This window comes from Nostoc sp. PA-18-2419, assembly GCF_005869855.1.
Lineage (GTDB): Bacteria > Cyanobacteriota > Cyanobacteriia > Cyanobacteriales > Nostocaceae > Nostoc.
On record NZ_SZNH01000004.1, the window covers coordinates 271,737 to 283,983 of the forward strand.

12 protein-coding genes are annotated in these 12,247 nt (G+C 36.0%); 9 read left to right on the top strand and 3 right to left on the bottom strand.

All coding sequences use genetic code 11. The features are described from left to right. The first annotated feature begins 121 nt into the window (after positions 1-121). A complete protein-coding gene (locus FCR06_RS06735) occupies positions 122-778 on the top strand; it encodes a hypothetical protein (protein WP_223280052.1) in 657 nt (218 codons plus the stop codon). A gap of 715 nt (positions 779-1,493) precedes the next feature. On the opposite strand, the gene FCR06_RS06740 is transcribed toward FCR06_RS06735, so the two are convergent. From FCR06_RS06740 to FCR06_RS06750, 3 genes are all read right to left on the bottom strand, one after another. Beyond that, on the bottom strand, positions 1,494-2,429 hold the full coding sequence (locus FCR06_RS06740; RefSeq protein WP_138498059.1) for an alpha/beta fold hydrolase: 936 nt from the start codon (positions 2,427-2,429) through the stop codon (positions 1,494-1,496). Between the two features lie 231 nt (positions 2,430-2,660). Further along, a complete protein-coding gene (locus FCR06_RS06745; protein WP_138498110.1) occupies positions 2,661-3,167 on the bottom strand; it encodes a DUF4112 domain-containing protein in 507 nt (168 codons plus the stop codon). Positions 3,168-3,264: 97 nt separating this feature from the next. Then, a complete protein-coding gene (locus FCR06_RS06750) occupies positions 3,265-4,164 on the bottom strand; it encodes a YihY/virulence factor BrkB family protein (protein WP_138498060.1) in 900 nt (299 codons plus the stop codon). A 573-nt stretch (positions 4,165-4,737) separates the two neighbouring features. Between FCR06_RS06750 and FCR06_RS06755 the strand changes: the two genes are divergently transcribed. The 8 genes from FCR06_RS06755 to FCR06_RS06790 all read left to right on the top strand — a co-directional run bounded on the left by FCR06_RS06755 (position 4,738) and on the right by FCR06_RS06790 (position 12,209). Then, on the top strand, positions 4,738-4,989 hold the full coding sequence (locus FCR06_RS06755) for a CTB family bacteriocin (protein WP_138498061.1): 252 nt from the start codon (positions 4,738-4,740) through the stop codon (positions 4,987-4,989). A gap of 177 nt (positions 4,990-5,166) precedes the next feature. Beyond that, positions 5,167-5,418, top strand: a complete 252-nt coding sequence (locus FCR06_RS06760) for a CTB family bacteriocin (RefSeq protein ID WP_138498062.1) — start codon at positions 5,167-5,169, stop codon at positions 5,416-5,418. A gap of 149 nt (positions 5,419-5,567) precedes the next feature. Beyond that, entirely contained in the window at positions 5,568-5,804 is a 237-nt protein-coding gene (locus FCR06_RS06765) for a CTB family bacteriocin (RefSeq protein WP_138498063.1), read from the top strand. 197 nt (positions 5,805-6,001) lie between these two features. Next, positions 6,002-6,253, top strand: a complete 252-nt coding sequence (locus FCR06_RS06770) for a CTB family bacteriocin (protein WP_138498064.1) — start codon at positions 6,002-6,004, stop codon at positions 6,251-6,253. 444 nt (positions 6,254-6,697) lie between these two features. Continuing rightward, positions 6,698-8,848, top strand: a complete 2,151-nt coding sequence (locus FCR06_RS06775; RefSeq protein WP_138498065.1) for a peptidase domain-containing ABC transporter — start codon at positions 6,698-6,700, stop codon at positions 8,846-8,848. 172 nt (positions 8,849-9,020) lie between these two features. Further along, positions 9,021-10,424, top strand: coding sequence for an HlyD family secretion protein (locus tag FCR06_RS06780; protein ID WP_138498066.1), 1,404 nt, complete (start codon positions 9,021-9,023; stop codon positions 10,422-10,424). 355 nt (positions 10,425-10,779) lie between these two features. After that, a complete protein-coding gene (locus FCR06_RS06785; protein WP_138498067.1) occupies positions 10,780-11,439 on the top strand; it encodes a hypothetical protein in 660 nt (219 codons plus the stop codon). Between the two features lie 92 nt (positions 11,440-11,531). Next, complete coding sequence (locus FCR06_RS06790; protein WP_138498068.1) at positions 11,532-12,209, top strand: response regulator transcription factor; 678 nt, start codon at positions 11,532-11,534, stop codon at positions 12,207-12,209. Positions 12,210-12,247 lie beyond the last annotated feature (38 nt).

Consider the following 12,247-nt stretch of genomic DNA (forward strand, 5'->3'; position numbering starts at 1 on the left):
AATTTAGTCGTCTTTGTTTTACAAAAAAGTTACTTGAATCTGAACTTTTGTTACGGATACCTGATGCTTGACTCCTCCAGTACAATTTATTGACTAGAGGGGTACAAATCTGAAAGTAATCATGAAAAAAAGTCAGAGTGTACAGCACGAGCCAACCCAACTAATAGGGGCCACTCCAGAGCTGACAAAGAGAAAATCAAGATTAACAAAAAGCTCAAATGGTCTGATATATTTGGTTGCACATCATCCTTGGCTATTGTTAACTGGGTCTTTAGCTATGTTTATCGGAGGTGGTACTTTTGCCTTGTATAGCTTAGGTAATGCTGGGCAAGTAACACAAGAAGAACCAGAGCAAATTCCAGTTATCGTTGAACAACCAATCAATACGCCCTCTGAGAATAATAATCCTACACCTTTATGGATGGTGGTTGCGATCGCCCTCAGCTGTGGTAGTGGTTGCTTGGTCATTTTCCGAATGCTCAACCGGACAAAGCAACCGCAAAAAGTCCCAGTTCCAAAACAGGTTAGTCACTATCATGCACGCCTGGCAGAAGCCCGCTACACAAGATTGGAACCACGGCTTCCCAAAAACCAGCCAATTTTTGTGCCCCAGCGACAACTAATACCGATGATGCAGATACAACCTAAAACAAAGCATTTGGTGACGGTTCTACCACCAGAACACAAGCACCACCTGGATACACGCCCGGAATCTTTAGCAGACTTGATGGATCTTCGTAAAGATAGCTCATTATCTGCAATTTTACGCCAGTATTAATAATACTGTAAAGTAAAAACTTGTTAAATTAATACTTTTTGCTAATTAAGGTGACCAGGATTCCTGATTTCTCTAAGAAGTCAGGAATCTTATTTTTTATGATTGGCAGATGGAGATTTAGCCGCTTTTAAAAAGTTAAAAATCTGCCAAAATGGCAACCATATTCGGATGAACCAAGCTAAATTATAGAAGATAAATGACTTCAAGGGTGTTGTTATCAGGGACTACCAAGCAAGGAAATCTTTTTCTAAAAATACTATCTACTAATTGATTGACATCCCAAATCGAGCATCTATATTAAATTATTTGAAGATAATTTTTACAGTAGATAAACATCAATAATTAGGTTTAACATTTGCTATAACAGGAATCTTAAATGTATATGGGCATTGTTGTTGAAGTACGCATTAGCCCCCAAATCACTAGCAACGTCTGTATACATTCCTGTTCACTTCAGTAGCAAATGGTAGAGTGGGAGTTTGAAAGCTGACTGATATGCTTCCTCCCACTCTCTTTTTATGAATAATATTATGTTCGGATAAATGCTACGCGAACGGAGAACGCGTAGGATACGAAACCAAGCAATTATACAAGACCAAGTGATTGGTTGGTTTCACTTGGTTGTACTCGCTTTAAATATATCATAAGTGATTAGCCGAACATGATATAAGAATTTAGAACTCAGAAGTCAATATTCAGTATAAATTGTTTTTATTTAGTCAAAGCCAGTGTCTTGCAAAAATTCTAGAATTGCTGTATTCATTTCCCCAGAAGCACCAGTTGAGGCATCATGATAGCAGTTAGACAACATTTGGAATTTAGAATTTGGAATCTGTTGATGTAATTTTTCACCATGACTAGCAGGAAACCAACTATCTTGCTCTCCCCACAAAATTAATGTAGGACACTGAATCTGACTTAAATTATTTTGAATTTTATTGAGCATATTTGGCTTATTTGCTTGGCAATTCTCTATTTCCCGCGCTGCTATTTGTAATTCTTCGGCAACTTTGCCGATTGTACCAGGTAGTTCAATAAACGGGTAAGTTATCCAATAAATATCTTCCTGTGTCAGAATTGAAGGATCGAATAGTACTGCACGTCTTTCTATTGCCATAATTTCTCTCAATAAAGGTGCAAACAGATATGCCAGACGCAAGGAGTCTATTGTTTGCATGATTTCTAAAGGTGTTTGGGCAAGTAACCACATTGCCCAATGCGGTAAACGTTCCGGAAAGATAGGTACGTTTACTACTACCAACCGCCCGATTACTTGAGGATGTTCTTGAGCAAGGGCAAGAGCAATTAATCCTCCCAGAGATTCAGCCACAATCACTGCTGGTTCATCGCATAATACTTGAATAATTCTTTTAAATTCAATAACTTGATGACCATTATATTCTTTACGAAACAATGGTTTTTCTGAAAAACCAAACCCTTTGGCATCAAAACAAATGACCCGAAAATATTTAGATAATGGTGCTATCAGATGGCGCCAATTGTAGCTCCAACTGCCCATACCATGTAAGAGAATTAGCGGTTTTCCTCTACCTACTTCGCCATAAGCAATTTGTACAGGATACCCATAAGCATCACTAATAATCAAATTTTGCCGCCCTTTAGGAAAAGTAGCTTGCCACCAGTCTTTCATTCCTTAATAAATCAATAATTTCAGGTAAGTATTCAGAATTCAAAATTATAATCGTCTGTCTGCCTAGCTACTAGACATAGATAGTGTACTTCACTAACTTTAAATCTGCTGTATTATAAAATCAAGGGTACTATAGCTTTTGAATATTACTCAAATTATTAAGCTTGAGTTTCAGGGTCTTTTTAATTGTGACTTCCAGATTCTGAATTCTCAATTCTAAATTATGATAATTTAAGTACCAGTTAAGGCATTCCACACTATTCTAATTAATATCACAGGTAATGCCACTAAGACAATAGAAATTAGCAATAACCCAGCCAAAACGGCAATGATAAACCACTTATCTGCACTCTTTTGCTGGCTGKGAAACTTCAAGTGTTCTTCCAATAGTTTCAGATTATAATTGTTAGCTGTCCAAGCAATATCAAAAACGTCTCCCACAACTGGGATAGCGCCTACTAAACCATCAATAATTACATTCAAAACCATTCTGCCTAAGGCGGCTCTAGATACACCCAGCCGTGCTGCTTCTAAAATGATGTAGCAAGAAAACATGACTCCCAAAAAATCACCACCAATAGGTAGTAATCCTATAATTGGATCGATACCAATACCAACTTTGGTTCCGGGAATAGTAATAGCATTATCCAGCAGCCGACTGATTTGACGCAGGCGCTTTAAGGTAGGTGCTTTGGCATCAGGTTCAATCATCGAAGACCGAAAAGAAGAATCAGGCATGAAAGCGATCGCTAATTTTGTATTCAATCGTTAGACATTTTACTCCCCAATCGAACTTTTGCAAAAGTTTCTTTAGGGATTTATCAATTAATATTTTTTAATACTTTTCGGCAGATTGTGATTGTGCTTTTGAACGCATATCTTCGCCAACAGTTACGTTTAACTGGTCGCCGATTAACATCACAGCAGCACTCATCGACAGCCAAAGCATTAAAACTATCACAGCTCCAACTGCACCATATACTTTATTATAATTCCCAAAGTTCGCCACATAAAGCCGAAATAAAGCAGATAACATCGCCCAGAAAACAGCTGCTAAAATTGCTCCAGGCATCATTGGCGTACCTGAGTTCCACACACTCGGGCCGTAGCGATAGACAAAGCCAAAAGCGTAAGCAACAATACTTAAAGCTAAAGGCCAGCGTAACAGCTGCCAAATATCGAACAAAAAGATTAAAGAAGCATTTTCACGCGCTACCATTGCCAAAAGCCAATCGCTGGTAAACACTAAAAAAGAAGCCAACACCAAAAGCAACATAGTACCCAGTGTTAAGCCCAGAGAAACGAGCTTGGCTTTCCAAAAAGGGCGTATTTGTTCTGGAGGAATTTGATGGATTTGGTCGAGGGCTGTCATTGCAGTACTCACCGCGCCTGAAGCAGTCCAAATTGCTAATAAAAAGCTTAGAGAAAATAAACCACTATTTTTGGAATTGGCAATTTCTGTAGTGGCAAAATCACGAATCAGAACTAAAGCTTCTTCAGGTAAAATTTGACTCAGTAGCGCCGCCAGTTGTTTAAAAGTATTTTGTAAAGATTCTGCTAATAAGCCAATAGCTGTAAGCAGAGCAAGAATCGCTGGAAACAACGATAACATCGCATTAAAAGCAATTTCCGAGGCTAATCCCAAAAGTCGTCTTTCAATTGTCCTGGCGAAAGTTTTTTGAAGTGTCCGCCAATTGAGGTGACGAAAGAAGCGAACAAAACGAGGCTTGAACATAACTACAGCAATTTACAACTCAAATGATATTGGCATATACAGGTAATATCATGTGCAGTCGAAAATTGATCGTTTAGACTGACGGTCGGGCTTTTGGAGTTGAAGGCGAGTTTTTTACGCAATCAAATAGGAATTCGGTATAAAGCGATCGCTAACCTAATTTCACCGAGTATTGTAACAAAAATTGCGACATTGGTAACACGATATTTACTTTTATGAGGTAATTTTAGTTACACAAGCGACTTTAAACAAATTATCAGCAAGAATAAAGATGTAACAGGCATTAGGAGAGTATAAATGAGCTAAGCTGGCACTTTTTATAACTAATCACCCTCAAGATAGAGTGTAGAAATAGAAGTTTTATATATATGTATTTTTCAGACAGACTACTGGCTTAATTGTGCAACAAGTTCTTCTCAGCATGGTAATTAAGTTTGCATAAATTGTAAATGACTTGCATAGTTATTAACCTATATCGTATTAAACAAGCAGCGAGTTGAGCAGCCAATCAAAAGGTAATCAACTAATAGCTAGCTAAAACTTAATTAAATCAAACTTACGAGGTTTCTAACTATGTCTAGTGTACTGTTTACAGATTTATCAAACGAACAACTAGAAGCTGTAGCTGGCGGTGTTGATTTTCAAATAGATGCAACTTTTTTCACAGCAGATGAAAATGTTCTCAATGGTGGTAGCAGTTCTGACCCTAGTGGTAGCAGCGCTAATTCCAACGGTAAATCTACAGATATTACAACTGCTGGACTAGCTTTCTTAGGCTTGGATGCTAGTGACACTCCTGATCTTTCAAAAGTATTAAGCCATTAAGTCGAGCAGCTAAAAAATAGCAATCAACTAATAGGTGAGTTCAAGCAAAATAGTTTGTTAAAAAGGAATTAGAGATTTTCTCTCTAATTCTAACAAATCAATCTTCTAACTTTTCGTTTTGAACTCACATAGTCAATACTAAAGGTTCATTAAATCAAACTTACGAGGTTTTTAACTATGTCTAGTATATTGTTTACAAATTTATCCAACGAGCAACTAGAAGTTGTAACTGGTGGTGTTGATTTTCAACTAKATGCAACTTTTTTTACCGCAGATGAAAATGTTCTCAATGGTGGTAGCAGTTCTGACCCTAGTGGTAGCAGCGCTAACTCCAACGGTAAATCTACAGATATTACAACTGCTGGACTAGCTTTCTTAGGCTTAGGTGCTACTGACATTCCTGATATTTCAAAAGGATATAGTCATTAATTTGAGTAGCTAAAAAACTACAATTAGCTAATACGTGAGTTTAATAAAAAGAGGTTGATAAGTAAAAACATTAACTTTTCGACACTCAATTATAAACTCACGTAGCTAATAGCTAAAATTTCCCAATCCAACTTACGAGATTTCTAACTATGTCTAGTGTATTGTTTGCTGATTTATCGAACGAACAACTAGAAGTTGTAGCTGGCGGTGTAAATTTCCAACTAGATGCAACTTTTTTTGCAGCAGATGAAAATGTTCTCAATGGCGATAGCAGTTCGGATCCAAATGGCAGTAACGCTTGGTCTAACGGTAAGTCTACAGATATTAAAACTGCTGGAGTAGCTTTTTTAGGCTTGGATGCTTGTGACATTCCTGATATTTTCTAAAGATACAGCTGTTAAGTTTAGCAGCTAAAAAATCTAATAAATTAATACGTGAGTTCCATCAAAATAGTTTAGTAAAAAGCATTAGAGATGAATGGCATTAATCATAAAAAATTAACCTTGCCTATCTCCGATGAGAATGTGATCTCACGTAACTAATAGCTAAAATTTCTCAAATCAAAATTATGAGGTTTGCAGCTGTGTCTGACGAATTATTTACAGATTTATCCGATGAACAACTAGAAGTAGTAGCTGGTGGTACTGATTTTCAAATAGATGGTACTTTTTATCAAGCTAGCGAAAATATTCTCAGTGGAAGTAGCTATTCCGGGCCAAATGGTAGCGTTACTACTTCTCATGGTAGATCTACAAATATTAAGACTGCTGGGTTAGCTTTTTTAGCTTTAGATGCTAATCAGATTTTTGATATTTTCAAGGAAAACCACCGCTAAAAATAATCTCCTAGAGGTGTAAGTGGAAAGGTCAGAATTGATAATATTAGATTATCGGCACACTCTAACATAACTTGATACGAAAGATCCAACATATGATCCATAATAATATAATTATATGGGTCATATTTTGTTCAAAATTATCCTTTTCAAAATAAAAGTTTAGAATAAAAATGATTGTCAAATAAAGTCTACTTTACTTTATTGATATGATTGACATTATCAAGCCTATTCTAACTAAAATTTTAACCTATTACATCTTCAGTAAAAAGTAGCCATTTTTTATTAATTTTCAAGCTATTGAATTAGACTGATATTTTGAAAATAATCAGTATTAATTTGCTGCGTTTAAAAGTTAAAGAACTAAGATTATTTAACTTTTAATAATCTCTTATAGCTTATGTATCTGCGGTAAAAGTTATCATTATCTAGAGTAATTTACCGATGAAATACCAGTTTGTTAAACAGCATAGTAAAGAAGATTGTGGAGCTGCTTGTCTTGCTACTATTGCTAAATATTACGGACGTACTTTTACTCTCAGCCGCATCCGGGAAGCAGTGGGTACTGGACAATTTGGGACTACTTTATTAGGTTTAAAACGTGGAGCCGAAACACTTGGGTTTAATGCTCGTCCAGTGAAAACTTCGTCCGAACTTCTCAGTCGAATGAATGAAGCACCGCTACCAGCAATTATTCACTGGAAAGGAAATCATTGGGTTGTTTTATATGGTAGGAAAGGGAAAAAATGTTTAGTTGCAGATCCAGCGGTAGGTGTGCGTTATCTTTCTCAAAAAGAGATAGCAGAAGGCTGGACAGATTGGTTAATACTTTTATTAGAACCCGATCCAATACGGTTTTTTACCCAAGAGAATGATAAAGTTGGTGGGTTTTGGCGTTTTTTCAAACGTGTTTGGATTTATCGCACGATTTTAGCTCAAGTTTTGCCTTTGAATTTAACATTAGGTTTGCTATCTTTAGCTTCTCCTTTTCTGCTGCAAATTCTTACTGATGATGTATTAGTTCGAGGTGATACAAAACTACTGACTACTGTAGCGATCGCTGTAGTAGTAATGAATGTTGTTTCTCGGAGTCTTTCGTTTGTACAGTCTAACTTAATTGCTCACTTTGCTCAACGTCTGCAATTAGGTCTAGTTATGGAATTTGGGCGGCAAATTTTACGATTACCTCTTTCTTATTACGAAGCCAGACGTAGCGGTGAAATTGTTAGCCGTCTGAGAGATATTAACCAGATTAATCAGTTAGTTGCTAATTTAATTATTACTCTTCCAAGTCAATTTTTTATCGCTTTAATTTCTTTTGGATTGATGGTTTTTTATAGCTGGAAACTTACAGTAGTAGCTGTATTCATTGCGATAGTGATGAGTTTATCTACAATAGTATTCCAGCCTACTTTGCGTCAAAAAACTCGTGAACTTTTAGTTCAAGAAGCTGAAACCCAAGGAGTTTTAGTAGAAACTTTTAAAGGCGCTCTCACACTCAAAACTACCACATCTAGACCGCAATTTTGGGATGAATTTCAAAGCAGATTTGGTCGTCTCGCTAACGTGACATTTAGCACGATTCAAATTGGAATTATCAATAATACTTTCTCTGGCTTGGTAGCGGGAATTGGTGGTGTAATATTGCTGTGGTTCGGTGGTAATTTAGTAATAACTCCAGCAGAAAACCTCAGCATTGGTCAACTACTTGCTTTTAACTCAATGAACGGTAATTTCCTGGGGTTAATTGCTACTTTAATCAGTTTTGTTGAGGAATTTACACGGGCTAAAACAGCCACACAACGTCTTACAGAAGTTATAGATGCTACTTCAGAAACGGAGGGCGATGAGATAAAACCTTTCGCMGAAATTCCTGAAAATGCTGATATAATTTGTACAAATATCAACTTTCACTATGCTGGTCGGCTTGACTTAATAGATAACTTTTCTTTAAGAATTCCGGGTGGAAAAGTTATTGCTGTTATCGGCAAATCTGGTTGTGGTAAAAGTACTTTAGCAAAATTGATTGCTGGGTTATATCCACTGCAATCTGGGAATATTTGTATTGGACTTTATAACCTCCAAGACCTTTCTCTTGATTGTCTACGTCAACAAGTAGTTCTTGTTCCTCAAGAACCTCATTTTTGGAGTCGTTCTATTGTTGAAAACTTTCGCTTAGGCGCACCCCAGGTAACGTTTGAGCAAATTGTAAGAGCTTGTAAAATCGCTGAGGCTGATGAATTTATTAGTAATTTACCTGATAAATATCAAACTATTTTAGGTGAATTTGGTGCAAATATTTCTGGTGGGCAACGTCAAAGACTGGCAATAGCAAGAGCCATTGTTACAGATCCGCCAGTTCTAATTTTAGATGAATCTACTGGTGGACTAGATCCAGTAAGTGAAGCAGAAGTTCTAGATAAATTATTTCAGCATCGCTGGGGTAAAACTACGATTTTAATTACTCATCGTCCGAAAGTAGTTAATCGGGCTGATTGGATTGTATTGCTAGATCGTGGCAAATTAAAGCTTCAAGGTTCTTTGCAAGAATTGCGAACAAAACCAGGAGAGCATCTGGACTTTTTAATATCTTGAAGAAATCAGAATTAAATTTATGAGGCATTTAAACTATTGAAAAGTCTTGTTTCCTCATAAATATAAAACTTTGTATGATGTTTAATTATTTAAATTCCTTCTCTCAAATTTAGTAATTATACAAAACTTGTTCGGAATTGTAATTGCTCGATTTTCAATTATTAGGAAAAATATGCTGTACACCCATAATCAAAAGTTTCTACCATCACTTCAAAAGGATGAGTTTCTTCCTCCTATCAGTGCTTGGACATCTTTAGCTGGAGTATTTCTGGTTGGAACTATTGGTTCTGCGATCGCTCTTTCTTCATGGATTAAATACAATGTTATGGTGGAAACTGCTGCTACTGTTCGTCCCATAGGCGACACGAAGTTAGTACAACCAGAAATGGAGGGAACTGTTGAAACCATTTTTGTCAAAGAAAATCAAATTGTCAAAAAGGGAGAAGCGATTGCTCGCCTGGATACCCAACAATTGCAAATCAAAAAAAGTCAACTTCAAGGTAATATCGAACAAAGTAGATTACAAGTAAGTCAAATTGATTCGCAAGTTGCTATTTTAAATACTCAAGTGTTAGCTGAAAAAAGATATATAGAACGAACTGTTTCTTCAGCAAAAGCAGATTTGGCAGGTAACCAACGAGAGTATCAAGAACGAAAAATAACTACTGAAAGTGAATTGTTAGTTTCAGTAGCTAGCTTGCAAAAAGCCAAGGCAGATCTACAAAAAGCTCAAACCGATTTAGACTTTGCCAAAATAGATAGCGATCGCTATGAACAATTAGCAGAAGTTGGCGCAATCGGGCGGCGTGAATTTGAGCAGAAAAAATTAGTTGTTGAGCAGACTAAATTAACAATTGAATCTGAAAAAATATCTGTTCAAATTGCTCAAGCTAAACTACAATCAGCCCAAGCTGTAGTTAATCCCAGTATGGCAAGAATTGCGATCGCCGAAGAACGCATTTCTCAAGAAATTGCTAGAGGTGAAGCCACCATCGCTACTTTAAATAAAGAAAAACAAGCTTTAATCCAGCAGCGTGTGGAAATGCAAACCCAACTCAAGCAATATCAAAAAGAACTTCAGCAAATTGAAACTCAATTAAAAAACAGCATTATTCGTGCTACTAGTGATGGCACAATTCTTAAGCTCAATTTACGAAATCCTGGCCAAGTTGTGCGTGTTAGCGAATCTATTGCTGAGATTGTTCCTCAAAATGCTGCTTTGGTGATTAAAGCAATGATTCCTACCGCAGAAATTCAAAAGGTTGCAGTTGGTCAAAAAGTGCAATTGCGAATTGATGCTTGTCCATATCCTGATTATGGCACTCTCAAAGCTGTTGTCAGCGCTATTTCTCCGGATGTAATTACACCTATGGCTGGCAATATCAACGTAGCTACATCAACTGCTGTTGGTGGTTATTTTGAAGCAACAATTCAACCTGAAATGCTAAAATTTGGCAATGGTAGTCTTCAGTGTCATATCCAATCGGGGATGAATGCAAAAGCTAATATTATCTCCCAAGAAGAGACTGCATTACAATTTATGCTGAGAAAGGCCAGATTAATTACTGACCTTTAATAAGTAAAAACTAAGAAATCAGAATTTCTGATTTCTGCTCTATCAATGTAATATCTAGTATCTACCCATCATAACTCCTTCTTTCCTATTTAAACCAGGGAAGAGAGTTTTGTCTTTTTTAAATTTAGTAAAATCGATAAATTTGATATGAAATGCATTAATAATACATGAGAAAGGATTAATAAATTACTGTGGCATTTTTGGGCAATTATTTTGTACGGGTTGGCATTTTTTTGGCATAAATATGTCGTGGKTTGCATATAAATTTTTGATTATGCTACTAAAATAGCTGACATAAGAATATTATGTGAGCGTGAAATTGTGTAAGCAAATTATACTTTGAATTGTCTACGTTATGTCCCTTGTGCGGTTTCTGACATCTTATCAGAGAATTCAACAATCATTGCAATGGTGGTCTTCTAGACAGTCGATGAAACTCTTTGTGGAAGCAGAGAAAATTCGGGATGATTTGTTACAAGAATCTTTTACAATACGTCGCAATTTAGATTTGTTGAGAGTAGATAATCTGAATGTATCAGACAATAAAATTCAAGAATGTTTAAAACAAATTGACAATTTTCACCACTCTTTAGTACAACTGAGCGATCGCTTATTTCCAGCATCCCTTCAAGACAGTTTTCCCTTAGCCATCGAATACTTATTAGAACCTTGGTTAGTATCCAATCCCCAGTTATACTTTCAAATTGATTTACCCGTTTATTGGCGACATGAGCCAGCTGAACGTAGTTTAATTGTTTTAACAGCTTTAAATGAGTTACTGACCATAACTTTAGCAGAAGTTATGGCATCAACATCAATTTATATCAATTTAAAAGAGCAGAAAAGTATTGGAAAACTAATTGTAGAAATTACTTATACTAATATGTCTTCATTTGTACTTCATTCTCGCCTACCAGAATTAAATTACCTTTATGAAAGTTTTCGATTACTCACTTCAGGTAAATGTTTTAGTACAACTAGTAATTTGAGAATTTCTTGGTGTTTTTATTGGTAATTTTTATTCATCTTTTTGTTAATAAATGATTAGCAAATGTAGATGATAAGTAAGAATTTATAATTGTGTACTTTCTCAGCAGGCTATGAATTATGAAACAAGAAGTATCCGAAAAGGCGTTGCTGAAAATTTTAGTAATTGATGACCATGAGTCAGTTTTAAGTGGAACAGTAGACATTTTACAAAAGCATTACCCTGGTGCTGAAATTATCACTGCTATCAATGCTAATAAAGCTCTCAATCAAGTTAGTAGTTTACACTTAGATCTTGTAGTTATGGATCTTTCGATTCCAGAAAATTATGGGATTACAGCGCGACCTGACACAGGTGTTCAACTACTTAGAATTTTCATGAGACAATATCCCAACTTGAATATTATTGTCCAAACCGCTCATGTGAGAACATTAGTAAGAATTAGACCTGATATTGATAGTCATAAAGGAGGTTTTACAGTCGCGGATAAAAGTCTTTCTAGCCAAGAAATGTTGACTAGAGTTGATTGGGCACTACAAGGGTTAACTCACACCAAAGATATTAAAGGAATCTATTCGGGATTAGAGTTAAAAGCAGAGTGGCTCAAAGTATTAACTCTAGCATTTGAAGAAGGATTACAAGACAAAACTATTGCTGAAAAAATGTGTATATCTGAACGGATGGTACGTCATTATTGGAGTAAGCTACAAGATGCTTTGAATGTTTATCCTGATGAAGGAAAAAATATTCGGATTCAAACGGAAATTAGAGCTAGAGAAGAAGGATTAATTGATTAAGTTTTTACCAATATTTAATTTTATAATTATTAGCATTT

Coding starts and splice junctions, on each gene's coding strand:
- FCR06_RS06735 (WP_223280052.1), top strand. CDS start 122: ATGAAAAAAAGTCAGAGTGTACAGCACGAGCCAACCCAACTAATAGGG.
- FCR06_RS06740 (WP_138498059.1), bottom strand. CDS start 2,429: ATGAAAGACTGGTGGCAAGCTACTTTTCCTAAAGGGCGGCAAAATTTG.
- FCR06_RS06750 (WP_138498060.1), bottom strand. CDS start 4,164: ATGTTCAAGCCTCGTTTTGTTCGCTTCTTTCGTCACCTCAATTGGCGG.
- FCR06_RS06755 (WP_138498061.1), top strand. CDS start 4,738: ATGTCTAGTGTACTGTTTACAGATTTATCAAACGAACAACTAGAAGCT.
- FCR06_RS06765 (WP_138498063.1), top strand. CDS start 5,568: ATGTCTAGTGTATTGTTTGCTGATTTATCGAACGAACAACTAGAAGTT.
- FCR06_RS06780 (WP_138498066.1), top strand. CDS start 9,021: ATGCTGTACACCCATAATCAAAAGTTTCTACCATCACTTCAAAAGGAT.
- FCR06_RS06785 (WP_138498067.1), top strand. CDS start 10,780: ATGTCCCTTGTGCGGTTTCTGACATCTTATCAGAGAATTCAACAATCA.
- FCR06_RS06790 (WP_138498068.1), top strand. CDS start 11,532: ATGAAACAAGAAGTATCCGAAAAGGCGTTGCTGAAAATTTTAGTAATT.